At 72.3% G+C, this 23,215-nt stretch carries 20 protein-coding genes and 1 pseudogene; 11 read left to right on the forward strand and 10 right to left on the reverse strand.

Annotated features, from left to right (window positions below):
* Positions 1-139 precede the first annotated feature (139 nt).
* The gene (locus tag P1P75_RS12635; protein ID WP_319254655.1) at positions 140-340 is read right to left on the reverse strand and encodes a MerR family transcriptional regulator; all 201 of its coding nucleotides are present in this window, start codon (positions 338-340) and stop codon (positions 140-142) included.
* A 253-nt stretch (positions 341-593) separates the two neighbouring features.
* Positions 594-1,511 (reverse strand): sugar phosphate isomerase/epimerase, encoded by a 918-nt coding sequence (locus P1P75_RS12640; RefSeq protein WP_319254657.1) that lies wholly within the window; start codon positions 1,509-1,511, stop codon positions 594-596.
* Between the two features lie 124 nt (positions 1,512-1,635).
* On the opposite strand from P1P75_RS12640, the gene iolC reads away from it, so the two are divergent.
* The 8 genes from iolC (at position 1,636) to P1P75_RS12680 (ending at position 13,406) form a co-directional block, all read left to right on the forward strand.
* Positions 1,636-2,586: a 5-dehydro-2-deoxygluconokinase gene (iolC, locus tag P1P75_RS12645; RefSeq protein ID WP_319254659.1), complete on the forward strand. Its 951-nt coding sequence runs from the start codon at positions 1,636-1,638 to the stop codon at positions 2,584-2,586.
* Positions 2,587-2,681: 95 nt separating this feature from the next.
* Positions 2,682-3,533 carry a deoxyribose-phosphate aldolase gene (locus P1P75_RS12650; protein WP_319254689.1) on the forward strand — a complete coding sequence of 284 codons (852 nt, stop codon included), beginning with the start codon at positions 2,682-2,684 and terminating at the stop codon, positions 3,531-3,533.
* Between the two features lie 250 nt (positions 3,534-3,783).
* A complete protein-coding gene (gene iolB / locus P1P75_RS12655) occupies positions 3,784-4,617 on the forward strand; it encodes a 5-deoxy-glucuronate isomerase (RefSeq protein ID WP_319254661.1) in 834 nt (277 codons plus the stop codon).
* Positions 4,614-6,491: a 3D-(3,5/4)-trihydroxycyclohexane-1,2-dione acylhydrolase (decyclizing) gene (iolD, locus tag P1P75_RS12660; RefSeq protein ID WP_319254663.1), complete on the forward strand. Its 1,878-nt coding sequence runs from the start codon at positions 4,614-4,616 to the stop codon at positions 6,489-6,491. Before iolB ends, iolD begins: the two co-directional genes overlap by 4 nt.
* A 14-nt stretch (positions 6,492-6,505) precedes the next feature.
* On the forward strand, positions 6,506-8,008 hold the full coding sequence (gene mmsA / locus P1P75_RS12665; protein ID WP_319254665.1) for a CoA-acylating methylmalonate-semialdehyde dehydrogenase: 1,503 nt from the start codon (positions 6,506-6,508) through the stop codon (positions 8,006-8,008).
* Between the two features lie 188 nt (positions 8,009-8,196).
* Entirely contained in the window at positions 8,197-10,827 is a 2,631-nt protein-coding gene (locus P1P75_RS12670) for a CocE/NonD family hydrolase (protein WP_319254667.1), read from the forward strand.
* A gap of 5 nt (positions 10,828-10,832) precedes the next feature.
* Positions 10,833-11,729 carry an ABC transporter permease gene (locus tag P1P75_RS12675; RefSeq protein WP_319254691.1) on the forward strand — a complete coding sequence of 299 codons (897 nt, stop codon included), beginning with the start codon at positions 10,833-10,835 and terminating at the stop codon, positions 11,727-11,729.
* Between the two features lie 147 nt (positions 11,730-11,876).
* Positions 11,877-13,406 (forward strand): von Willebrand factor type A domain-containing protein, encoded by a 1,530-nt coding sequence (locus tag P1P75_RS12680; protein ID WP_319254669.1) that lies wholly within the window; start codon positions 11,877-11,879, stop codon positions 13,404-13,406.
* A gap of 104 nt (positions 13,407-13,510) precedes the next feature.
* Here P1P75_RS12680 and P1P75_RS12685 read toward each other — a convergent pair whose 3' ends face one another.
* The 3 genes from P1P75_RS12685 to P1P75_RS12695 all read right to left on the reverse strand — a co-directional run bounded on the left by P1P75_RS12685 (position 13,511) and on the right by P1P75_RS12695 (position 15,598).
* Positions 13,511-13,918: a rodlin gene (locus P1P75_RS12685; protein ID WP_319254671.1), complete on the reverse strand. Its 408-nt coding sequence runs from the start codon at positions 13,916-13,918 to the stop codon at positions 13,511-13,513.
* A gap of 128 nt (positions 13,919-14,046) precedes the next feature.
* Complete coding sequence (locus P1P75_RS12690; protein WP_319254692.1) at positions 14,047-15,075, reverse strand: LCP family protein; 1,029 nt, start codon at positions 15,073-15,075, stop codon at positions 14,047-14,049.
* A 112-nt stretch (positions 15,076-15,187) separates the two neighbouring features.
* The gene (locus P1P75_RS12695) at positions 15,188-15,598 is read right to left on the reverse strand and encodes a rodlin (protein WP_319254673.1); all 411 of its coding nucleotides are present in this window, start codon (positions 15,596-15,598) and stop codon (positions 15,188-15,190) included.
* A gap of 272 nt (positions 15,599-15,870) precedes the next feature.
* On the opposite strand from P1P75_RS12695, the gene P1P75_RS12700 reads away from it, so the two are divergent.
* Together P1P75_RS12700 and P1P75_RS12705 are read left to right on the forward strand one after the other, a co-directional pair.
* Positions 15,871-16,284 (forward strand): rodlin, encoded by a 414-nt coding sequence (locus tag P1P75_RS12700; RefSeq protein WP_319254675.1) that lies wholly within the window; start codon positions 15,871-15,873, stop codon positions 16,282-16,284.
* 282 nt (positions 16,285-16,566) lie between these two features.
* On the forward strand, positions 16,567-16,821 hold the full coding sequence (locus P1P75_RS12705) for a chaplin (protein WP_319254677.1): 255 nt from the start codon (positions 16,567-16,569) through the stop codon (positions 16,819-16,821).
* Positions 16,822-18,033: 1,212 nt separating this feature from the next.
* Here the strand turns inward: P1P75_RS12705 and P1P75_RS12710 are convergent.
* Together P1P75_RS12710 and P1P75_RS12715 are read right to left on the reverse strand one after the other, a co-directional pair.
* A pseudogene (locus P1P75_RS12710) lies at positions 18,034-18,174 on the reverse strand (dimethylaniline monooxygenase); the annotation flags it as partial.
* Positions 18,171-19,493: an ATP-grasp domain-containing protein gene (locus P1P75_RS12715; protein ID WP_319254679.1), complete on the reverse strand. Its 1,323-nt coding sequence runs from the start codon at positions 19,491-19,493 to the stop codon at positions 18,171-18,173. The pseudogene P1P75_RS12710 and the gene P1P75_RS12715, both read right to left, overlap by 4 nt.
* Before the next feature lie 159 nt (positions 19,494-19,652).
* On the opposite strand from P1P75_RS12715, the gene P1P75_RS12720 reads away from it, so the two are divergent.
* The gene (locus P1P75_RS12720) at positions 19,653-21,029 is read left to right on the forward strand and encodes a glycosyl hydrolase (protein WP_319254681.1); all 1,377 of its coding nucleotides are present in this window, start codon (positions 19,653-19,655) and stop codon (positions 21,027-21,029) included.
* A 31-nt stretch (positions 21,030-21,060) separates the two neighbouring features.
* Here the strand turns inward: P1P75_RS12720 and P1P75_RS12725 are convergent, their stop codons facing one another.
* The 3 genes from P1P75_RS12725 to P1P75_RS12735 all read right to left on the reverse strand — a co-directional run.
* Positions 21,061-22,185 (reverse strand): GNAT family N-acetyltransferase, encoded by a 1,125-nt coding sequence (locus tag P1P75_RS12725; RefSeq protein WP_319254683.1) that lies wholly within the window; start codon positions 22,183-22,185, stop codon positions 21,061-21,063.
* Positions 22,182-22,838, reverse strand: a complete 657-nt coding sequence (locus P1P75_RS12730) for a lipopolysaccharide biosynthesis protein (RefSeq protein WP_319254685.1) — start codon at positions 22,836-22,838, stop codon at positions 22,182-22,184. Before P1P75_RS12730 ends, P1P75_RS12725 begins: the two co-directional genes overlap by 4 nt.
* On the reverse strand, positions 22,835-23,215 hold a 381-nt coding region (locus P1P75_RS12735; protein WP_319254687.1), incomplete at its 5' end, for a glycosyltransferase. The genes P1P75_RS12735 and P1P75_RS12730, both read right to left, overlap by 4 nt.

Genomic DNA, 23,215 nt, shown 5'->3' on the forward strand with positions numbered 1-23,215 from the left:
GAGGCCTCGGGGTCGCCAGAGGCATCAGGGATGTCAGAGGCGTCGGGGATGTCGGAGGCGTCAGGGACGTCGCGCAGGTTCACGGACAGCACTGTGCCCCACCCGAGGGCGGGGCACAGAACGGTTTTCCGGTGGGGCCTCAGTCGGCCCGGCGGCCCCGGTTGCCGGGCCGGGAGGCGACCCAGGTGCGGACGGTGTCGGCGTACCAGTAGGGCTTTCCGCCCTCCACATGGTCGGGCGGGGGGAGCAGTCCGTGCTTGCGGTAGGACCGTACGGTGTCCGTCTGTACCCGGATGTGTGCCGCGATCTCCTTGTAGGACCAGAGTCCTCGGTCGGTCATGAGTCGCACCTCCCTGCGCCTGCGGGGGCGGCGGCCGGGAGGCCGCCGGGGGGAGCCCGCCGCTGCGCTGGCGATCACCACGCCTGTGCCCGCTCAACGACGCGCAGTGACGGAGGGGAAGCGGCTGTTGACAGCGTGCGACACTCCATCCGCGTACGCGTGACATCGGTGACGGAACCTCAATGTTTGTGACGGAGGTGACGCAAACGCCTCAAAGGGGCGTCTGTGTCGGCCCCGTCCCGCCCCCGGAGGGCTATGCCCCGCAGGACCGCAGGAACGCCCGAGTGCGCTGGGCGATGGGCAGGGGCGTGTCCGGGGCGCAGGGGTACATGTCCTGCTCCACGATCGCGAACAGATCGACGTCCAGCTTCTGCGCGGCCTCCAGCACGGGGCCGAGGGCCGGCACCCCCGAAGGCGGCTCGCACATCACCCCGCGGGCGACGGCCGGCCCGAAGGGGACCTCCTGCGTCCGCACCTGCGCGAGGATCTCGGGGTCGACCTGCTTGAGGTGGAGGTACCCGATCCGCTCCCCGTAGGTCTCGATCAGCTTGACGCTGTCCCCGCCGCAGTACGCGTAGTGCCCGGTGTCGAGGCACAGCGACACGAGGCCGGAGTCGGTGCCGTCGAGGAACCGGACGACGTTCTCCTCGCTGTCGATGTGGGTGTCGGCGTGCGGGTGGACGACGATCTCCAGCCCGTACCGCTCCCGCACCTGCTTGCCGAGCCGCTCGGTCAGTGAGGTGAGATTGCGCCACTGTTCGGGCGTGAGCGTGTCCGGCTCCAGTACCTCGCCGGTCTTGTCGTCGCGCCAGAAGGACGGGATGACCACGAGGTGGCGTGCTCCCATGGCCTGCGCGAGCGCCGCGTTGTCCGCGACGTGCGCCCAGGTCTTCTCCCACACGGCCTCGCCGTGGTGCAGCCCGGTGAACACCGTGCCGGCCGACACCTTCAGGCCGCGCCTGGCGGTCTCCTCGGTGAGGACGGCGGGATCGGTCGGCAGATACCCGTAGGGGCCGAGTTCGATCCACTCGTAGCCGGAGAGCGCGACCTCGTCGAGGAAGCGCTGCCAGGGCACCTGCTGCGGGTCGTCCGGGAACCAGACGCCCCAGCTGTCGGGGGCCGAACCGACCCGGATGCGGGAAAGTGAGGGCTGAGGTGACAACGACGTCATGGCCGTCAGCGTGCTGTGTGGCCACACGGGTGTCAAGAGCTGGTCCGAATGTCTGGACAAAACATTGACAGGGTCCGCCATGCGGGGCTAGAAAGCCGTGGAGAGCCGATACGAAGGGAACTCGATGGCCTACGACCTGATCACCATGGGGCGGATCGGAGTGGACCTCTACCCGTTGCAGACGGGCGTGCCGCTGCCGCAGGTCACGTCCTTCGGGAAGTTCCTCGGTGGCTCGGCGACCAACGTCGCCGTCGCCGCCGCCCGCCTCGGCCGGGCCACGGCGGTGATCACCCGCACCGGCGACGACCCCTTCGGCACCTACCTCCACGAGGCCCTGCGCGAGTTCGGCGTCGACGACCGCTGGGTGACCCCGGTCCCCGGCCTGCCGACCCCCGTCACCTTCTGCGAGGTCTTCCCGCCGGACGACTTCCCGCTCTACTTCTACCGCCGGCCCAAGGCGCCCGACCTGGAGATCGACGCCCACGAGCTCGACCTCGACGCCATCCGCGAGGCCCGCGTCTTCTGGATCACCGGCACCGGCCTCAGCGAGGAGCCCAGCCGTACGGCGACGCTGGCGGCCCTCGCCCACCGCGCCAGGGCCGGCACCACCGTGTTCGACCTCGACTGGCGTCCCATGTTCTGGTCCGACCCGGACGCGGCCCGCCCCTTCTACGCCGAGGCCCTGAAACACACCACCGTCGCCGTGGGCAACCTGGACGAGGTCGAGGTCGCCACCGGGGTACGCGACCCGCACGACGCCGCCCGCGCCCTCCTCGACGCCGGCGTCGAACTCGCCGTCGTCAAACAGGGCCCCAAGGGTGTCCTGGCCGTCAACAGCGCGGGCGACTCCGCCGAGGTCCCCCCGCTCCCCGTGAACGTCCTCAACGGCCTCGGAGCCGGCGACGCCTTCGGCGGCTCCCTCTGCCACGGCCTGCTCGCGGGCTGGGACCTGGAGAAGATCATGCGCCACGCCAACGCCGCCGGCGCCATCGTCGCCTCCCGCCTGGAGTGCTCCTCGGCCATGCCGACACCCACCGAGATCGAAGAAGCCCTCGCCGCCGGAGCGGTGCGGTGAAGGCGGGCCGTGGGGGAGGAACCCCGCAGGAGACCGACGCGGAAGGGGCGTCCGAGGCCACCCCCACCACCGTCGACGTCTCCGAACTCGTCCGCCTGCGCACCCACCACCCCGAGGCCATCGCCGAGGCCGCCGCCCGCCGCCCCCGCCGCCCGCTGCTCGACGAGGCCGGCCGGCTGATGATCGTCGCCGCCGACCACCCGGCCCGCGGCGCCCTCGGCGTCGGCGACCGCAAGCTCGCCATGGCCAACCGCGCCGACCTGCTGGAACGCCTCTGCCTGGCACTGAGCAGACCGGGTGTGGACGGTGTCCTCGCCACCGCGGACATCCTCGACGACCTGCTTCTCCTCGGCGCCCTCGACGGCAAGATCGTCATGGGCTCGATGAACCGCGGCGGCCTCCAGGGCGCCCGCTTCGAACTCGACGACCGCTTCACCGGCCACCGCGCCGAGGACATCGAGCGTCTCGGATTCGACGCGGGCAAGCTGCTCCTGCGGATCGACTACGACGACCCGGGCTCGCTCACCACCCTGGAGTCGACCGCCCGCGCGATCGACGACATGGCGGCCCGCAGGCTGCCCCTCTTCGTCGAGCCGTTCATCAGCAGCCGAACCCCGGAGGGCAAGCTCGGCAACGACCTCTCCGCCGAGGCCGTCACCAAGTCGATCGCCATCGCCTCCGGCCTGGGCGGCACCTCCGCCTACACCTGGCTGAAGGTCCCGGTCACCGACAACCCCGACGACATGGCCGAGGTCATGGCGACCTCCACACTCCCCGCCGTACTGCTGGGCGGCGAGGTGGGCGACGACCAGGACGGGGCGTACGAGAAGTGGCGCGGGGCGCTGCAACTGCCCACCGTCCGCGGCCTGGTGGTCGGCCGCTCGCTGCTCTACCCGGCGGACGGCGATGTGACCGCCGCCGTGGACACCGCTGTGGGACTGCTGTGAACGCCGCGCCGAGCGTGAGCGCCGCCAGGCCCACACGAACCGCCGTCGCCGCACGAACCGCCTGCGCCGCGCGAACCGCCTGCGCGGCACGAACCGCCTGCGCGGCACGAAGCGCCTGCGCCGCGCGAACCGCCGTCGCCGCGCGAACCGCCTGCGCGGCACGAACCGCCTGCGCCGCGCGAACCGCCGTCGCCGCACCAACCGCCTGCGCCGCACGAACCGCCGACGTCGCACGACCTGCGAGGGCCGCATGAACGACAAGCTGCACATCCCCCGCGGCAGCACAGCCGGCAGCATCGCCGGCGCCGACCACGTGCTCGACATCGGCCCCGAGCGGGCCGGCTGGACGCACAGCAGTCTGCGGATCGTCGAACTGGCGCCGGGCGGCATCCACAGCCTCACCACCGGTGACAGCGAGTGGATCGTGCTTCCGCTGGAGGGCGCATGTACCGTGCGAACGGCGGATGAAGAGTTCCAACTCCTGGGCAGGGAAAGCGTTTTCGCGTCGGTGACCGACTTCGCGTACGTTCCCCGGGACGCCCAGGCCCAGATCGCCTCCGGCGCGGGAGGCCGCTTCGCCCTGGCAGGAGCGAAGTGCGAGCGTCAACTCCCCGCCCGCTACGGCCCCGCGCCGGAGGTCCCCGTCGAGGAACGCGGCAGCGGCAACTGCGCCCGCCAGGTGCGCAACTTCGCCTCCGCCGACGCCTTCGACTGCGCCAAGCTGATCGCCGTCGAGGTCATCACCCCCGGCGGCAACTGGTCCTCGTACCCGCCGCACAAGCACGACGAGCACCGGCCGGGCGAGGAGTCGGAGCTGGAGGAGATCTACTACTTCGAGATCGAAGGACCGGGCGGCTTCGGCTACCAGCGCGTGTCCCCCTCGCACGAGGGCGGCTCCGACGTCCTCGCCGAGGTCCGTTCCGGTGACGCCGTCCTCGTACCCGACGGCTGGCACGGCCCGTCGATCGCCCAGCCAGGCCACACCATGTACTACCTGAACGTGATGGCGGGACCCGGCGAGACCCGGGAGTGGCGGATCTGCTTCCACCCGGAGCACACAGCGACCACAGGGGGTTACCGATGACCACCAGGCTTACCGTGGCCCAGGCGCTGGTGCGGTTCCTCGCCGCCCAGTACACCGAGCGCGACGGCGTACGGCAGCGGCTGATCGGCGCGACCTGGGGCATCTTCGGCCACGGGAACGTCGCCGGCCTCGGCCAGGCCCTCGTCGAGTACGCCGACGAGATGCCGTACCACCAGGGCCGCAACGAGCAGTCGATGGTGCACGCGGCCGTCGGCTACGCCCGCCAGTCGAACCGGCTGTCCACGCACGCGGTGACGACGTCCATCGGCCCCGGCGCGACCAACCTGGTCACCGGAGCCGCCCTCGCCACCATCAACCACCTCCCCGTCCTCCTCCTCCCCGGCGACACCTTCGCGACCCGCGCCGCCGACCCCGTCCTCCAGCAGCTCGAAGTCCCCTACGCGGGCGATGTGTCGGTCAACGACGCGCTGCGCCCGGTGTCGAAATACTTCGACCGCGTCACCCGCCCCGAGGCCCTGATCCCGGCCGCCCTCCAGGCGATGCGGGTGCTGACGGACCCGGTGGAGACCGGCGCGGTCACCCTGGCGCTGCCCCAGGACGTCCAGGCCGAGGCCTACGACTGGCCCGACGCGTTCTTCGCCGAGCGCACCTGGTCCGTACGGCGTCCCGGCGCCGACCCCGCCGAACTCGCCGAGGCGGTCACGGCGATCCGCGCCGCGAAGCGCCCGCTGCTCATCGCGGGCGGCGGCGTCCACCACAGCCGCGCGGAGGAGGCCCTCGCCGAGTTCGCCGCGGCCACCGGCATCCCGGTCGCCTCCACCCAGGCCGGCAAGGGCTCCCTGCGCCACGACCACCCCCAGGACGTCGGCGGCGTCGGCCACACCGGCACGGCGACGGCGGACGAACTCGCCCGCACCGCCGACCTGGTGATCGGCGTCGGCACCCGCTACACCGACTTCACCACGGCTTCGCACACCCTCTTCGGCCACGGCGACGTCCGCTTCCTCAACCTCAACATCGCCCCCTACGACGCCCACAAGCTGGCCGGACTGCCGCTCGTCGCGGACGCCCGCAGCGGCCTCCAGGAACTGACCCAGGCCCTCGGCCTGCACGCCCACCGCGTCGCGGACGCGTACGTCGCCGAGTACGGCGAGGACAAGGAACGCTGGGAGCAGCGCGTCGACGCCTGCTACGAGGCGGAGGAGCCCGACGTACGCCCGACGCAGCCGCAGGTGCTCGGGGCGCTGGACGCGATCGTCGACGAGTCCGACGTGATCATCAACGCGGCCGGTTCGCTCCCCGGCGACCTGCACAAGCTGTGGCGGGCCCGCTCCCGCGACCAGTACCACCTGGAGTACGGCTACTCCTGCATGGGCTACGAGATCCCGGCCGCGATCGGCGTGAAGCTCGCCGCGCCGGACCGCCCGGTGTGGGCGCTGGTCGGCGACGGCACCTATCTGATGATGCCGACGGAGATCGTCACGGCCGTGCAGGAGGGGATCGCCATCAAGGTCCTCCTCATCCAGAACCACGGCTACGCCTCCATCGGCGGTCTGTCGGAGGAGACCGGCGGCGAGCGCTACGGCACCGCCTACCGCTACCGGGCCGAGGACGGGACGTTCACCGGCGCCCCGCTCCCCGTCGATCTGGCCGCCAACGTGGCCAGCCTCGGCATGCGCGTGCTGCGCGCGAAGACCGTCCACGACCTGCGCGAGGCCCTCGCCGAGGCGCGCGCCGCCGACACTCCCACTTGTGTCTACGTCGAGACCCAAACGGCAGACACAGTGTCGGGCCCGCCCCCGGCGCAGGCCTGGTGGGATGTACCTGTGGCCGAGACCGCGACCCGAGCGTCCGCGGTGAAGGCCCGTGAGCTGTACGAACGGCACGTCTCCACCCGACGCCGCCATCTGTGAAGGAGCACTCGGTCATGACGAAGATCGTCAACCACTGGATCGGCGGCAAGTCCGTCGAAGGCGCGTCGGGTACGTTCGGGCCGGTGACCGACCCGGCGACCGGCGCGGTCACCACCAAGGTCGCGTTCGCGTCCGTCGACGAGGTGGACGCCGCGGTAGCCGCCGCCAAGGACGCCTACGCCACCTGGGGCCAGTCCTCGCTGGCCAAGCGCACGGAGATCCTCTTCCGGTTCCGCGCGCTGCTGGACGCCAACCGCGACGCGATCGCCGAGCTGATCACCGCCGAGCACGGCAAGGTCCACTCCGACGCGCTCGGCGAGGTCGCGCGCGGCCTGGAGATCGTCGACCTGGCGTGCGGCATCAACGTGCAGTTGAAGGGCGAGCTGTCGACGCAGGTCGCCAGCCGGGTGGACGTGGCCTCGATCCGGCAGCCGCTGGGTGTCGTCGCGGGCATCACGCCGTTCAACTTCCCGGCCATGGTGCCCATGTGGATGTTCCCCATGGCCATCGCGACGGGCAACACCTTCGTGCTGAAGCCGTCGGAGAAGGACCCGTCGGCGTCCCTGAAGATCGCCGAGCTGCTGGCGGAGGCCGGTCTGCCGGACGGCGTCTTCAACGTCGTCCACGGCGACAAGGTGGCCGTCGACCGCCTCCTGGAGCACCCGGACGTCAAGGCGGTCTCCTTCGTCGGCTCGACCCCGATCGCCCGCTACATCCACACCACGGCCGCCGCCAACCACAAGCGCGTCCAGGCCCTGGGCGGCGCCAAGAACCACATGCTGGTCCTCCCGGACGCCGACCTGGACGCGGCGGCGGACGCGGCGGTCAGCGCGGCCTACGGCTCCGCCGGCGAGCGCTGCATGGCCATCTCGGCCGTGGTCGCGGTCGGCGCGATCGGCGACGAACTGGTGGAGAAGATCCGCGAGCGCGCCGAGAAGATCAAGATCGGCCCCGGCAACGACCCGACCTCCGAGATGGGCCCGCTCATCACCAAGGTCCACCGCGACAAGGTTGCCTCGTACGTCGAGGGCGCGGCGGCCGAGGGCGCCGAGGTCGTCCTGGACGGCACCGGCTACACCGTCGAGGGCTTCGAGGACGGTCACTGGATCGGCATCTCGCTCCTCGACAAGGTCCCCACCAGCGCCAAGGCCTACCAGGACGAGATCTTCGGCCCCGTCCTGTGCGTCCTGCGCGTGGACACCTACGACGAGGGCGTGGCGCTGATCAACGCGTCGCCGTACGGCAACGGCACCGCGATCTTCACCCGCGACGGCGGCGCCGCCCGCCGCTTCCAGCTGGAGATCGAGGCCGGCATGGTCGGCGTGAACGTCCCGATCCCGGTCCCCGTCGGCTACCACAGCTTCGGCGGCTGGAAGGACTCCCTCTTCGGCGACCACCACATCTACGGCAACGACGGCACGCACTTCTACACCCGCGGCAAGGTCGTCACCACCCGCTGGCCGGACCCGGCCGACACCCCGGCAGGCGTCGACCTGGGCTTCCCGCGCAACCACTGACCCGCTGACACACGGCTGCACGGTGCCCTGCTCCTGTCCGGGGGCAGGGCACCGTCATGCAGGACGCGCGGGACCGACCCGTACCGCGCCTGGTGTACGCCGGCACCCCGCCGTACGCCTGTGGGAGGTCGGGGAGTTCGGTCTCCGGTCGACAACTTCCCGACAGTTTCACCCCGTACCGTTGACGCATGGATCTTCGACTGCGCGGACTGCGGCGGCCGCGGCGGATCATCGCCGCCGTGGCCGCCGTCGTCGTGCTCGCCGGCGCCGGCACCTGGACGGCCGTGGCCTCGGACGACGCACCCCCGGTGCACCGTGCCGACCAGGTCATGGCCGTCGACGGCGTGCGCCTGGACACCTCGTACTTCACCTCCGGCGACTCCGGCCGCCGCCCCGCCGTCCTGCTCGGGCACGGCTTCGGCGGCACCAAGGACGACGTCCGCGCGCAGGCCGAGGACCTCGCCGCCGACGGCTACGCGGTGCTGACCTGGTCCGCACGCGGTTTCGGCAGGTCCACCGGCAAGATCGGCCTGAACGACCCCAAGGGCGAGGTCGCCGACGTCTCCCAGCTGATCGACTGGCTGGCGAAGCAGCCCCAGGTCCAGCTCGACAAGGCCGGCGACCCCCGCGTGGGCCTGGCCGGAGCCTCCTACGGCGGCGCGATCTCCCTGCTGGCCGCCGGACACGACACCCGCGTCGACGCCATCGCCCCCGCGATCACCTACTGGAACCTCGCCGACGCCCTGTTCCCCGACGGCGTGTTCAAGAAGCTGTGGACCGGCATCTTCTTCAACACCGGCGGCGGCTGCGCCAGGTTCGAGCCCGCACTGTGCGCGATGTACGAGCGGGTCGCCGAGTCCGGCACCCCCGACGCGGCGGCCCGCGCCCTCCTGGAGGAGCGCTCCCCGTCCGCCGTCGGCGACCGCATCAAGGTTCCCACCCTGCTGCTCCAGGGCCAGACCGACTCCCTCTTCACCCTCGCCCAGTCCGACGCCGCCGCGAAGGCGATCCGCGCCAACGGCGCCCCCGTCGACGTCGACTGGATCGCGGGCGGCCATGACGGCGGCGACCTGGAGGCGAGCCGCGTCCAGGCCCGGGTCACCTCCTGGTTCGACCGCTACCTCAAGGGCGACAAGGGCGCCGACACCGGCCCCGCCTTCCGGATCACCCGCACCGGAGGCGTCGACACCACCGACGGCGCCGCCCTCCTGCGCGGCGCGAGCGACGACACCTACCCCGACCTGACCGGCGGCGACCGCTCGATCGCCCTGACCGGCCGCGAGCAGTCCTTCGCCAACCCGCCAGGCGCCAGCCCGCCCGCCGTCTCCGCCCTGCCCGGACTCGGCGGCGGCGGCCTCTCCCAGCTCTCCTCCCTCGGCGTCGGCGTCTCCCTCGACTTCCCCGGCCAGTTCGCCGCCTTCACCTCCGCCCCCCTCACCAGCGACCTGCGCGTCACCGGCTCCCCGACGGCCACCCTTCACGTGAAGTCGACCAGCCAGGACGCCGTCCTGTTCGGCAAGGTCTACGACGTCGGCCCCGACGGCCGACAGCAGGTCCTGCCCTCCCAGCTCGTCGCCCCCGTCCGCGTCGAGGGCGCCAAGGCCGGCAAGGACGTCACGCTCACCCTCCCGGCCATCGACCACGAGATCGACAAGGGTCACCGGCTGCGCCTGGTCCTCGCCTCCACCGACCTCGGCTACGCCTCCCCGGCCGCCCCGGCGACGTACACCGTCTCCCTGGAGGGCGACCTCAAGGTGCCGACCGCCGCTGCCGTGAGCACCGCCGCCGCCCCGCTGCCCTCCTGGGTGTGGTGGCTGCCCCTCGCGGGCGCCGGCCTCGCCCTGACGCTGCTGGTCACCGGCCGCCGCCGCACCGCGACGCCCGCCCCCGACCCGGAGCTGGCCGAGGTCCCCCTCCAGATCACCGACCTGAGCAAGAAGTACGCGGGCGGCGACCGCTACAGCGTCCGCGACCTCTCCTTCCGCGTCGAGAAGGGCCAGGTCCTCGGCCTCCTCGGCCCCAACGGCGCCGGCAAGACGACCACCCTGCGCATGCTGATGGGCCTCATCAGGCCGGACGGCGGCGAGATCCGCGTCTTCGGCCACGCCATCCGCCCCGGCGCCCCCGTCCTCTCCCGCGTCGGCGCCTTCGTCGAGGGCGCCGGCTTCCTCCCGCACCTGTCCGGCCGCCAGAACCTGGAGCTGTACTGGCAGGCCACCGGCCGCCCGGCCGAGGACGCCCACCTCGACGAGGCCCTGGAGATCGCCGGCCTCGGCGACGCCCTCGCCCGCGCGGTGCGCACCTACTCGCAGGGCATGCGCCAGCGCCTGGCCATCGCCCAGGCCATGCTCGGCCTGCCCGACCTGCTCATCCTCGACGAACCGACCAACGGCCTCGACCCGCCCCAGATTCGCGAGATGCGCGAGGTGATGATCCGCTACGCCGCGGCAGGCCGCACGGTGATCGTCTCCAGCCACCTGCTGGCGGAGGTCGAGCAGACCTGCACCCACCTCGTCGTGATGGACCGCGGCCGGCTCGTCCAGGCGGGCCCGGTCGGCGTGATCGTCGGCTCCGGCGACACCCTCCTTGTCGGCACCGCCACACCTGTGGAGGAGCCCCTGGCGGAGAAGGTGGCCGCGCTGCCCGGCGTCGCCTCGGCCGTCCGCACCGACGACGGACTCCTCGTCCGCCTCGACGCGGACGGCAGCGCCCAGCACCTGGTCGCCGAGCTGGTGCGGCTCGACGTGCCCGTGCAGTCGGTCGGCCCGCACCGCCGTCTGGAAGACGCCTTCCTCACCCTGATCGGAGGCTCCGCGTGAGCACGCTGACCGAGCCGGCCAAGCCCACCGGGCACCCCGAGCCACCCGTGCCCGTCGCCACCGCCTCCGGCTACCGCGCCTCGCGCACCCTGCCCCTGCGCGTCGAACTGGCCCGCCAGCTCAAGCGCCGCCGCACCCTCGTCATGGGCGCCATCCTCGGCGCGCTGCCGTTCGTCCTGGCCATCGCCTTCGCGATCGGCGGCGAACCGGGCGGCGGTGAGGGCGGCAACCGCATCAACCTGATGGACACGGCCACCGCGTCCGGCGCCAACTTCGCCGCCGTCAACCTGTTCGTCTCCGCGGGCTTCCTGCTGGTCGTCCCGGTCGCCCTGTTCTGCGGCGACACCGTGGCCTCCGAGGCCAGCTGGGCCTCCCTGCGCTACCTCCTCGCCGCCCCCGTCCCACGCGCCCGCCTGCTGTGGTCCAAGCTCGTCGTGGGACTCGGCCTGAGCCTGGCCGCGATGGTCCTGCTGCCCGTCGTCGCCCTCCTCGTCGGCACCGCCGCCTACGGCTGGGGCCCCCTGGAGATCCCCACCGGCGGCGCCCTCGACGCGGGCACCGCCGCGCAGCGGCTCGTCGTCATCGTGGGCTACGTCTTCGTGTCCCAACTCGTCACCGCAGGACTCGCGTTCTGGCTGTCGACGAAGACCGACGCCCCCCTCGGCGCGGTCGGCGGCGCGGTCGGCCTGACCATCGTCGGCAACGTCCTCGACGCCGTCACCGCCCTCGGCGACTGGCGCGGCTTCCTCCCCGCGCACTGGCAGTTCGCCTGGGCCGACGCCATCCAGCCCACCCCCGAGTACTCCGGCATGATCCAGGGCACCGCCGTCTCGGTGACCTACGCCGTCGTCCTGTTCGCCCTGGCCTTCCGCGGTTTCGCCCACAAGGACGTCGTCTCCTAGGTCTCCGGAGGATCACCTACCGGTCTCGACGGGCCCCGGCCGTGCCCTCTTCGAGACCCATCCGCAACACCCCGTGCCGCACGTTCGGGCCCCCGGTGCCGTCACAGTCACGTACGTCGACGTCAACGACCACAGGGGGCACCACAGATGGAGACGACCCACCGCATCCGAGGACCACTGGCCGCCGCGGCCGCCGCACTCCTGCTGCTCACCGGCTGCGGCGCCGGCAGCTCGGACAGCAGCACCGACAGCAGTGCCGACTCCGCCGAGCGCAGCGGCGACTTCCCCGCCCCCGCGGAGGGCGACACGGGATACCAGGACGAGGACCAGCGACGCGAACCGGCGCGGGACCACCTCTCCACCTTCGCCCTGGACGTCGACACCGCCTCCTACGGATACGCCCGCCGCGCCCTCGCCGACGGCAACACCCCCGACCCGTCGACGATCCGCCCCGAGGAGTTCGTCAACAGCTTCCGTCAGGACTACGAACGCCCCGACGGCAACGGCTTCTCCGTCACCGTCGACGGCGCCCGTACCGGCGAGGACTGGTCCCTGCTGCGCGTGGGCCTCGCCACCCGCACCGCGCCCCGGACCGGCGAACGCCCGCCCGCCGCCCTCACCTTCGTGATCGACATCTCCGGCTCGATGGCCGAACCCGGCCGCCTCGACCTCGCCAAGGAGTCCCTCGGCACGATGACCGACCGGCTGCGCGACGACGACTCCGTCGCCCTCGTCACCTTCAGCGGGGAGGCCGAGACCGTCCTGCCGATGACCCGCCTCGGCGACCGCCGCGGCCGAGTCCACGACGCCATCGACGGCCTGGAACCCACCGACTCCACCAACCTCGGCGCCGGTGTCGAGACCGGCTACGCCACCGCCGTCGAAGGCCTGCGCGAGGGCGCCACCAACCGGGTCGTCCTCGTCTCCGACGCCCTCGCCAACACCGGCGACACCGACGCCGACACCATCCTCGAACGCGTCGAGGGCGCCCGCCGTGACCACGGCATCACCCTCTTCGGCGTCGGAGTCGGCAGCGACTACGGCGACGCCCTGATGGAACGCCTCGCCGACAAGGGCGACGGCCACACCACCTACGTCTCGAACGACGGCGACGCCGAGAAGGTCTTCTGCGAGGAACTCCCGCGGCACGTCGACCTGACCGCCCGCGACGCCAAGGCCCAGGTCGCCTTCGACCCGCGCACGGTCGAGGAGTTCCGCCTCGTCGGCTACGACAACCGCCGCGTCGCCGACGACGACTTCCGCGACGACGGCGTCGACGGCGGGGAGGTCGGCCCCGGCCACACCGTCACCGCCCTGTACGCCGTCCGCACCAGGCCGGGCGCCGAGGGCCACCTCGCCACCGCCACCGTCCGCTGGCTCGACCCCGCCACCCGCACCCCGCACGAGACCTCGGGCCGGCTGGAGACGGACGCCGTGCACGAGGACCTGACGAGCGCCTCAGCCCGCTTCCAGGTCGCCGCCACGGCCGCGTACTTCGCCGACGCCCTGCGCGGTGGCGGTGGCGGTGGCGAAGGGGACTTCGCTCCCCTGCCCGACGCCCCGTCCCTCACCGAACTCGGCAAGACCGCCCGGACCCTGGCGAGGCGGACCGAGGACCCGGAGGTCGGCCGCCTCGCCGACACGATCGGCCTGGCCCGCCGGGACGGCGACTTCTAGGACGCCCGGCGCACCGCATGGCACGCACCGCTGACACGCACCGCATGAAAAGGCGGCGGGCACCGGAAGAACCGGTGCCCGCCGCCCGCGGTCGTCGGCAGGACTCAGCCGTTGCCCGCGCCGTTGCCGGCGAGCACCGAGATGTCGTCGAGGATGTGCGACAGCGGCTCGTCGCCCTTGGCCTGCGTGGAGTTCTCGACGCACTGCTGGTTCTGCGGGGCCGACAGGATCGGGATGTCCTGGACGGCGATCGGCACGAGACCGATGAGCGAGCCCACGTTGGCCTTGACCGGCAGGCCGACACAGGGCTTGTTCAGCGAACCCTGGACCAGCGAGAGCTGCGGGCTCATCTTGCCGAACGTGGCCGAGTTGCCGAACTCCGACGAGGCGCCGTTGCCGCTGGCGGAGGTGGTGCCGCTGTCGTCGCCGATGGCCAGGGCCTGCGGCGCGGACATGGCCGCGAGACCGGCTACGGAGGCGGCGATGGCCGCGGTTGCCCACAGCTTCTTCATGGTTCTTTCCCTTCGAAAAGCGGACTCCGGGGGAGGAGCTGCATGATCGTCAACGTGTTCCGGTGGCCCGGGGTTGCGGGTTTGGCCCCGATTGGCGCAGCGCACCGCGGTCCCGTTCCGTACGCCCCTCAGTGGCACGCGTACGCGCTCCCACGCACGGGTGTCGTGGTGCCGAGGATGTCCGGCGGGTCCTTCGGTGCGGGCTGGGTCCCCTTCGCGACCAGCGGCCGGTCCTCGCGGATCCTGGCGAACAGTTCGTCGGCCCGGCGCCGGTCCCAGGTCAGCGCCGAGCCGACGCCCGCCTCGGGCGGGGCGAACCCGGAGATGGGCACGGTGGTGAACTCCGTCGCCGACGCCGGCAGCCCCCGCAGCGCCCCCGCCAGCTCGGCCAGCTCCCCGACGGAGAAGCCCTGCGGCCCGGACCCGAGGAGGGTGCGCACCAGGTATCCGGTCCGCCCCGGATCGGCGAGCACCTTGCCGGACTGCGCCCGGCGCAGCGCCTGGACGAGGAACCGCTGCTGCCGCTGGATCCGGCCGAGGTCGGCGCTGGCGTCGACATGCCGCGAGCGGACGTACTGAAGGGCGCGTCCGCCGCCCAGCCGGTGCTTGCCCGGCGCGAGGTCCAGCTTGGTCGCCGAGTCCTTGAGCCGCCGCGGCGTGCACACCTGGACGCCGCCGACGTCGTCGACGCCGTCCATGAAGCGCCGGAAGTCGAGCTGGACGTAGCGGTCGACGGACACTCCTGTCATCGACTCGACGGTCCGCACGGCGAGTTCAGGCCCGCCCTCCTGGAACGCGGCGTTGATCTTCGCCGGATGCGGCGGCCGTTCCTGCCCGCTCACCCCGTCGCGGTACGGCGGGATCTCGGCGTAGGAGTCGCGGGGCAGGCCGATCACGCTGACGCGGTCCCGGCGGGCGGAGACGTGGACCAGCATGAGGACGTCCGTGCAGCCGCAGGGGTGGCCGCCCGCGTAAAACTCGCGCTTCTCGGCGGCGGTGATGGTGTCCCGTTCGTCGGTCCCCATCAGCAGGATGTTCATCGCGCGCGGGGCGGACTCCCGGCCGGGCGACGCGAAGCCGGTGCCGAGCAGCGCGCCCGCGGTCGCCAGGACGACTGAGGGCATCGCCAGGCGGCGGGGCCAGAGGTTTGTCTTCATCGTCACGCGCCGCACGCTAGAACAGCGGGCCGCCGGTGATCCGGCGGCCCGCTGACGGGGTGGAGAAACCACCCCGGGGCTCAGGAAAGGAACCCGTTCACCTCGACCTGGCTCAGTGGTTCGCGGCGCCGTTGCCGGCGAGCACCGAGATGTCGTCGAGGATGTGCGACAGCGGCTCGTCGCCCTTGGCCTGGGTGGAGTTCTCGACGCACTGCTGGTTCTGCGGGGCCGACAGGATCGGGATGTCCTGGACGGCGATCGGCACGAGGCCGATGAGCGAACCGACGTTGGCCTTGGCCGGCAGACCGATGCAGGGCTTGTTGAGGGAGCCCTGGATGAGCGCCATCTGGGGGCTCATGTTGCCGTAGGTGGCCGAGTTGCCGAACTCCTGGCGGGCACCGTTGCCGCTGGCGGAGGTGGTGCCGCTGTCGTTGCCGATCGCGAGAGCCGGGGCGGCGGCAGCAGCGGAAACGCCGACGACGGAGGCGGCGACCGCGGCCGTGGCCAGAACCTTCTTGATCACTTCTAGTCCCTTCTGAGATACCCCGTCCTCCGGAGCGTTCTGATCAACTGCCTTGGCCCCGTTTGGTTCCCCTCCTTCACTCCGATGGCCTATGGCCGCAGAGGTCGGCGCGCGGAAAGGCAGCGGGGAATCCGCTTACCTTCCGACCACCGCCGCGCGCGTCGGCAAAACCGATCGGGTGACGGGCCGCAACCAAAACCGGCACACCGGGTTGAGTGGGGGCAGGCAGATGCTCCTGGCCGCCGGGCCAGGGCAGGGAAAGGAAAAGCGAAATGCTGAAGAAGGCAATGGCCGCGGCGGCGGTCGCCGCTTCCGTCGTCGGTATGTCGGCGGCGGCCGCGCCCCAGGCGCTTGCCATCGGGGACGACAGCGGTACCACCTCCGCCAGCGGCAACGGTGCGCGCGAGGCGTTCGGCAACTCGGTGACCAAGGGCGACATGAGCCCGCAGGCCACCCTGGTCCAGGGTTCCGTCAACAAGCTGTGCGCGGGCGTCCCGGTCAAGGCGAACGTGGCGTCGCTGCTGGGTGTGCTGGTGCCGGTCGCCGTGCAGGACATCCCGGTCCTGTCGGCCCCGCAGAACCAGCAGTGCGCCGAGAACTCCACCCAGGCCAAGGGTGACGAGCCGCTGTCGCACATCCTGAACGACATCTCGGCCCTCTCGGGCAACGGCGCGGGCAACGGCTGACCGTCCGCCGCCTTCCCGTCCGCCGGACGGCCCGTGCGCTGCGCACGGGCCGTCCGGCGTTTTTTGACGACGTCCCGTCATGTTCGTTCCCTCCCGCTCCGAAGAATCGATTCCTCTTCGCTGGACCTAACGAGTTGATTATGTGAGGTCGTTCGAGTGAACTACCCGGCGCCACGCGTTCGTCAGTTTCCTTCCGCGTCTATCTCTCGTTTGCAACCTTGCAGGTCATGGTGCGAGCCGTTCCGGCTGTGCTCGCTCGGTTATTCCGACCGTCATCAAGGCATGACCGCAGATGAAGGGAACGTCATGAAGAAGAGCGCTGCTGTCGTCGCGGGTCTGATCCTGGCCCTGGGTGGGGCCGCTGCTCCGGCCTTTGCCGACTCCGGTGCCAACGGGGCCGCCATCGGTTCCCCGGGTGTCCTCTCGGGCAACGTGGTGCAGATCCCGATCCACATCCCCGTCAACGTGTGCGGCAACACGGTCAACATCATCGCGCTGCTGAACCCGTCGGCCGGCAACACCTGCGTCAACGACTGACGACGCCGTCACACCAGCCGCACGGCTGGGTCAAGGCCGGCCTTGGACAACTGCTCCACGTTCAAGGCCGGCTTTTCCCACTTCTTCAAGCAGGAAGACCACGAGATTGCGACAGACCCTGAGCAAGGGAATGGTCGCGGCCGCCGCCGCGACGAGCATTCTGTCCCTGTACGGCGGTTCCGCCCTCGCCGACTCACAAGAGGACGGCACCGCCAGGAACTCGCCCGGAGCCGTGTCGGCCAACACGCACGGGAACGACCGCTCCCACGAGGCATCGTCCGGCGAGGACGAGCCCGGCTACGGCGACAGCCCTTCCGGTGGGGAAGAGCCCGGCTACGGTGACTCCACCTCCGGTGGCGAGGACAAGCCCGGCTACGGTGACTCCCCTTCCGGTGGGGACGAGCCCGGCTACGGCGACAGCCCTGAGGAGGACTGCGGAGGCTACGGCGACACGTGTGGCGGCGAGACGACGCCTCCGCCCGGTGGTCACACGTCTCCTCCTCCGGGTGGTCACACGAGCCCTCCGCCCGGTGGTCACACGTCTCCTCCTCCGGGTGGTCACACGAGCCCTCCGCCCGGTGGTCACACCTCGCCTCCTCCGGGTGGTCACACGAGCCCTCCGCCCGGTGGTCACACCTCGCCTCCTCCTGGTGGTCACACGAGCCCTCCGCCCGGTGGTCACACCTCGCCTCCTCCGGGTGGTCACACGAGCCCTCCGCCCGGTGGTCACACCTCGCCTCCGCCCGGTGGTCACACGAGTCCCCCTCCGGGTGGTCACTCCTCGCCCCCGCCCGGTGGTCACTCCACCCCGCCTCCCGGTGGGCACAGTCACCCGTCGCACGGAGGTGACCGGCCCGAGCTTCCGCACACCGGCAGCGGGGCTCTGCTGGCCGCCTCGGGCGTCAGCGCCGTGCTGATCGCCGCGGGTGCCCTGCTGTACCGACGAGGCCGCGCCGCGACCCGCCGTTGACGGCGACGAGTGCCGGACGCCTCGCACGCGCCCGGCACTCGTGCCGGTCCTCAGGCCGGCAGGACGCCTGTCGCGTCCTGCCGTGACCGCCCGCCGGAACCCTGTCGCCGCCCGGCACCCCGGCCCGCAGCCGGCGCCGTACCCCGCGCACGAGAGTCCCCGCGGTGAAGGTCGCGCCGTGCACGAAGCGCATCGCCGGGCCGCATCAGGACGCCGTGACCAGACCGGCCGGGAACAGGCCGGTACATCCCAGCCGGCATGTGGTCGAGCCAGGAGCCCATCGGACGTCCGAGGACGCGCAGGCCGAGCCCGGCGGCCGCGGCATGGGACGCGATCGACAGGCCGTACGGTCCGGCACCGACCACCAGCAGGTCGTACGTCAACGGCTGCTCGCTCTCTCGTCGTCGGCAGGGTCGGCCGGGCACGGCACATGCGGTACTTCGGGGAGGCCGGTCGTAGAGGACGGGGGCGGCGGGCCCTGGCGGGCCACGCGGGGGAGAACACCGGTCGCGCCCGCCGCGCCGATCCGGCGCAGCCGGCCCAGCAGACGGCGGGTGACGTGCGCGGCCCACAGCCCCCACATGGCCCGGCCGGGCGTGGTGTCGTCCCCGGAGTACCAGGCGAGTTCGCGGCCGTGCGGCGCGGCCCGGCGCAGGGCGGTCAGCGGCGCGTAGTTCTCCACGACGAAGGTCCGCCCGGGACGCGCCCGCCCGTCCGGAAGCGGACGGTGTGTCAGGTCGAGGTGCTGGGCGCGTACGACGTCCAGGCCGGCGGTGTCGGTGAAGAGGCGGAACTGTGCGCCGGGGCGCGGGTTGAAGTCGAGCAGGTGATAGCGGCCGGTCGTGGCGCAGCGGCGGAAGTCGAGGTCGAGGATGCCTCGGTAGCCGAGGTGGGCGGTGAGGCGGTTGGCGAGGGTGCCCACCTTCGGGTTGGGGGCCCATTCGCCGACCGCGGTCAGACCCGCGCCGCGCGGCCAGGCGCACAGCTTGCGGCCGGGGCCGCCGCCGCGCAGCGCGCCCGAGCGGTCCGCGTACGCGTGGAAGAACCAGTCGCGGTCGGTGCCCGGCGGGAGGAACTCCTGGAGCAGCAGCGGGCTGCCCGCCTCCTCGCCGCGCAGGTACAGCTCGCGGGCCTCCTGCGGGGACCGCACCACGACCGTGCTGCGCAGCCCGGACCCGGACGGCAGCAGCCACGGCCGGCTCCACTTCGCCACCACCGGCAGGCCGAGCCACCAGGCGGCGGACGCGGCCTGCGCCGCGCTGTCCGGGACGACGGTGACCGGGTGCGGGACGCCGGCCGCCGCGCACAGCCCGGCGAGTTCGGCCTTGTCGGCGACGCGCTCGGGAAGGGCGGCGGGCTGCTGCGGCAGCAGAAAGGCGGGGGCGAGTTCGGTGCGCAGACGGCTCACCGCGACGGCGCCCGCGTCGTCCATCGGGATCAGGACGGCCGGCCGCTCGATGCGGGCGGCGACGCGCAGCAGCGCGGTGGCGATGTCGGCGAGGGGGGCTCCGGGCGGCGGCGGGGGATGCAGGCGGCGGACGAAACGGGATCTGCCGACGGGACTTCCCGTCACCTCGGCGACCAGATGGACATCGATTTTGGCTCTTCCGAGGGAGCGCACGGCACCCAGTGTTCCGTGGTGAAAGGGATTTTGATCGATGCGCAGGAGAACGGCGGGGACGCGTGTGTCGAGCTGCGACACGTCTTTTTCCTTCGGTTGTTTCACCGGTGCGGACGAGCGGGACACTCGAAAGCCGTAACGGCGGTGGCGGTATTCCTTTTCCTGTGACTTTCATATGACTGAGTGTCAGTAATGCGCTTGCGCATCGGTGACAGCACGAGAGTGGAGAAAGGAGCAGGCATGGCCCCACAGCAGCGACGCGCCCGGTCCCGGCGGCTGGCCGTTGTCGCGGCGGCGGTCGCGGCGTCGGCGGCACTGGCTTCCGGCCCTGGATTCGCGGCGGCCGCGGGGGTGGCGCGGGCCGTCGATCCTCCCGCTCCCACGCCGGCCGAGGCCCAGAGCGCGACTCCGGCCCCGCCCCCGGATCCCGCTCCGGCCCCGGCCCCGACTTCGACTTCGACTTCGACGCCCGCTCCCGCGTCGGCTCAGCCGCAGGCTCCGGCTCAGTCGCAGACTCCAGCCCCTGCGCCGACCGCCAAGTCCGGCCCCGCCTTCGGCGCCTACCTCGACTACGGCCCCCTCGGCGTGGCCCGGATGGCCCAGCTCAGCGACTGGCTGGACGGGGCCGAGCTGCGGGTCGGCCACACCTACCTGCCGGGTGACCGGTGGAGCAACATCGAGGGCCGGCCCGGCTTCCTCGACGTATGGGCCGACTGGCGGGCCGAGAAGGACGACCGGATGCTCGTCCTCAACGTCCCCATGCTGGAGCGCAACGAGGAGGGTGTGTCCGACGCCGAGGTGCGGTGGCTGCTGCGGCAGGGCGCGGCCGGTCACTTCGATCACCACTTCCGCGCGCTGGCCGAGCGGCTGGTGAAGGCCGGCGCGCCGGACACGGTGCTCGTGCTCGGCTGGGAGATGAACGGCATCACGTACACCCATCGCTGCGGGCCGGACCCGGAGGCCTGGAAGACGTACTGGAAGCGGATCGTCACCACCATGCGGGCGGTGCCGGGCCAGAAATTCAAGTTCGACTTCACGCCGAGCCGTGGCCGGGACGCCGTCCCCTGGACCCAGTGCTATCCGGGGGACGACACCGTCGACATCGTGGGAATGGATTCCTACGACCAGCCGAGCGGAATTTCCTTCGACGAGCAGGTGACAGAGCCCTACGGACTCCAGGAACACGTGGACTTCGCCAAAAGTCACGGCAAGCCCATTTCCTATCCCGAATGGGGGCTCTTCCGCAACGGTGACAACGCCGAGTACATGCGGCGCATGCTCGCCTGGATGGACGAGCACAAACCGCTGTACAACACGGTGACCGACTACTGCCCGCACGGTGTGTGGCAGTGCTCGAAGAACCCCAGGGCGTCGGAGATCTACCGAGCGGTGCTCTCCGGCCGAACGGACGAACCGACGACCCCGACCACACCGACGACGCCGACCACACCGACCGCGCCAGCGACCCCGACCGCACCCGCGACTCCCGTGCCGTCGACCGAGCCGGCCCCGCTGCCCGCGGTGAACTGCTCGCCGCTGCATCTCGGTGACTGGGTCGAGTACTGGATCGGCGGCAAGCTGTGCGTGCGGCTGGACTGGTGGTCGCGCAACGGCTGAGCGGTGCGCGCCCGGTGGCGGCAGGCCCATGTCAGGGCCTGCCGCCACCGGCAGGTTCCCGCTGCTGCCGCCGCTCGTCCCAGCGGCGCAGCAGCTCCTTGCCCCGCCGTCGAGCGGCCACGTCCCACACCGCCGCCGCCAGCAGCGGGGCGGTGCGCCGACGGGCCAGCAGCAGCCGTTGGTTGACGACCGGTTCGGGCCGCCAGTGGTGCTTGTACGGCTCGTTGCCGCGCAGCAGGCTCAGGGTGCCACGCGCCTCGTGGCGGGTGTGCTCCGAGCAGGCGTCGAGCAGCATCACCGCCACGTCCGCCTTGTGTTCGCGCAGCCGCGGATGAGCGCCGTAGAGGTATCCGCCGGCCAGGCGGCGCGACAGGAGGGTGAGGTCGACGGCCACCACGTCCTCGTCGAGGCGGAACTCGGTGACCACGGCGTCCCCGGAGCGCACCATCGGCCCGACCGAGCGGACCAGATGCTCGCAGAAGCGTGCGCGCAGGTGCTCGTTCGTCACCTTGCGGCCCTGCCACTGCAACCGGTGCAGCTCCAGCAGCCGCCGCAGCGCCGAGTCCACCGCGTCCGGGTGGACGACCGCACGCCGCACGCCGAGCGCGGTCAGCTTGCGCAGCTTGGCGCGCACCCGCTGCGCCTTCGCCGACGGCAGCCGCGCCAGCAGCTCGTCCATCGGTACGGCGGGCAGTTCCAGGCACACCGAGTCGCTCACCCGGCGCCGCGGCCCGCTCCAGCGCTCGTACACCCGCTCCACGGCGCTGCCCGGCCGGACCTCGCGGAAGTCGATCAGCGCGGTGCGGGCGGCCGCCGCGAGCGCCTCGGTGAGCGCGGCCACGGCCGTCTCCGTCCGCTCGTCGTCGACCAGTACGTCCCCGTAGTCGGAGATCGCCCCGCCGAGCGGCACCAGCGCGGGCAGCGGACGGCGTACGGCCATCAGCGGGGCGACGGCGAGGAGGTCGTCGCCGGAGCGCACCACCACCAGGCGCAGCCGGCCGCGTCCGCCGTACGACAGCCACCACGAGTGCAGCCAGGCGTGGCTCTGGAACGGGGTGGCCGTCGCGCACCGCCGGTACAGGCGGGCCCAGGCGGGGGCGAGGGCGGCGAAGTCCTGCTCGCCGGTGACGACTTCGGTGGTGTACGCCGGCTTCACAGCGTTCCGTGGGAGTCGGCGGCGAGTGCCGGGCTCGGCACGACGGCCGGTCTCGCGGGCTCCCGCCGGTCGCCCTTCGGCCGCACGAGCAGGAGCAGACCACCGAGCAGGCCGCCCGCGCTCGCGCCCACCAGAGCGGTCACCGCGGGGGACGCCGAGGAGGGTTCGGCGGGCTCGACCGCGCGGGCGAACGGCTCCAGTTCGACGTTGGTGGCGGCCTTCGCCCCGGCGGCGTGCCGGGTCAGCGCGCGGGACACCGCGTTGGCCATGTCGGCGGCCAGGTCGGCGCGCGAGGAGGTCGCGGTGACCGACACCATCGGCGCGTCCGGTGAGGTCGCCGCGTGCACCGAGCCCTGGAGCGTCCTCACCGGTACGCCCGCCCACACCTGCGCGTCCCCGAGCACCGCGAGCTGCGTGGCGACCCGGCCGTAGGCCTGCGCGAAACCCAGCGCGGACGCCGGGTCGGACTTCTCGGTGGGGACGGCGACGACGTACGCCGTGGCCGTGTAGACGGGCGGCTTCAGGGCGCCGTACGCGCCGCCGAGGAGGCCTCCGGCGAGGGCGCCCGCGGCGAGGAGGGACCACGGCGGGAGCGTCCTGGCACGGTGCAGGGCGCTGGACCGGCGGTGTGGCCGGGCGGAGTTGTCGGTCATGGCGAGGGGACTCCCTGGGGTGACGGGGCGGACGACGGGGTCGGCAGGGGCTGTCGGGCCACGGTGGCCGTGTACACGTCCATGAGCCGGGCGGCGCTGCGGGTGATGTCGTAGTGACGGGCGGCCTCGGCCGAGCCGCGAGGCCCGGGGGCGGCGGCGGCGCGGGTCCCGGCGAGCGCGCGGACGAACGCCTCGGGGCCGCCGCTGACGCGGCGGGCGGCGGGCGCGGTGTGCGCGGGGAGGTCCTCGATCGCCGGGCAGGACGCGTAGAGCACCGGCAGCCCCGAGGCCAGGGCCTCGACGGCGGCCAGGCCGAACGCCTCCTCGGGGGAGGGGGAGGCGAACACGTCCATCGCGCAGGTGAGGGAGGGCAGGTC

Origin of the sequence: Streptomyces sp. ID05-39B (genome assembly GCF_033794725.1) — a bacterium.
Classification (GTDB): Bacteria; Actinomycetota; Actinomycetes; order Streptomycetales; family Streptomycetaceae; genus Streptomyces; species Streptomyces bobili.